Annotated in this window: 1 protein-coding gene; it reads right to left on the reverse strand. The window is 41.3% G+C overall.

The annotated features are described in order from the left end of the window. Positions 1-625: 625 nt before the first annotated feature. Positions 626-1,378: an SEC-C metal-binding domain-containing protein gene (locus ACED48_RS20420; RefSeq protein WP_017058389.1), complete on the reverse strand. Its 753-nt coding sequence runs from the start codon at positions 1,376-1,378 to the stop codon at positions 626-628. Positions 1,379-1,452: the final 74 nt, after the last annotated feature.

A 1,452-nucleotide genomic window follows, 5' to 3' on the forward strand; every position in this document is an offset into this window, starting at 1 on the left:
ACACCTTAAACACATAAATCAACGCATACTAAAAATGCCACGTGTTGCGAATCTGTCTTAAGCGCTTTGTTAGTTTGCCACCGCGATGAAACCAGAAGTTTAACGCCAAGGTACTGAATTAGCTATGAAACTACTGGCTTTGAATGCAAAAGTAAAACGAGCAGCTCAGAATTGAAATACAACCGACAAAACGCACTTGGCTAAGAAGCGACATACGACAAACAACCACGGTTTGAAGCACTTTAACTAACAAAGGATTCGTTCGGCTAGCCTGAAAACCAAATATGACCAAGCCATTTGTTAACGAATTAGCCGCCAAGACAAAGAAAACGCACCAATGAACTAGCAACAATGTTAGAACCAGCAAATGACTAACGTACCGCAAACGCTTCCAACATAGTGCCACCGGAAAGTTCGCGAGGTTGGAAAAGGAACAGGTGAATAGCTAGGACGCAGGACAAAGCTTTTAGACCACAAATGCTTTTCTGCCCTTTGCAAACTAACGCTTTGTTAAGGTGTGAGACACGCAATACCAATGCCTCTGCATACCACCTTAAACACAAAAACCGACGCATAGTGAAAATGCCACGCGTGCGAATCACTCTTAAACAATTTGTTAAATTTATTATGCCACGCCTCTCGGGTGACACTTTTTAGACTTTAAACCACTCCCGCAAGGACAAGGCTTATTGCGCAAGCTTGCTTTAAGCAGAGGTTTTGGTTTTATATTCTTGGGTTTTGATTCTAATTGTCGAAGTCTTTCTCCAAACGTTTGTTTCATGTTTTGAATTTCATTTTCTAACTCTTCGACAGTTTTGCCCGTTGTTTGCTCATTCAGGTCTTTTTGTTTTTGGTATTCAAACTGTTCTCGAGCAAGATCTAACTGCTGCTGTTGGAAATGATTGCTCGTTTCTAGTGCATCTTCTGAGACTCTAAGCTGCTGGTACATAAGAACTAGCGAAACAAATGTAAACAGCATCGTGACCAAGCTAATGACTGTAGCTGCTGGTAAATTACGAATACTTTCTTTAAATCGTACAAAACTTGGGTCTAACTCTACTAAAGCATCAGCGAGGTCATCAGCTGTGAAGTCTTCATTTGCTGCCTCTAAGCTATCTTTAACCAAAGAGAGCTTAACGGTGTCTTTAACTTTGGTTACTTGAGAAAATATTTCATCGAAATGAAAATTCCCAAGAGCATCTGTGTGCCAATCAGGGTATTTTGCAACCCCTCCACATTTTGGACAACGTGTACTAATGTTTGTGACCGTTATATTAAGTCCGCCCCCACCAATAGGGTTTGGAGCAACAAAGCTATACCCGCATGCTGGGTTCGTACATTGACAAGGCAATGCTGTTGGTAATTTTTTAGCAAACACCTGAAGTCTCCAATAAATTTAACGCTAAGCTAAGTAGTGAGCAACGCAGTACGAAGCCACCGCATAACACCTTA

This window comes from Vibrio sp. 5S239, from assembly GCF_041439575.1.
GTDB classification, from domain to species: Bacteria; Pseudomonadota; Gammaproteobacteria; order Enterobacterales; family Vibrionaceae; genus Vibrio; species Vibrio kanaloae.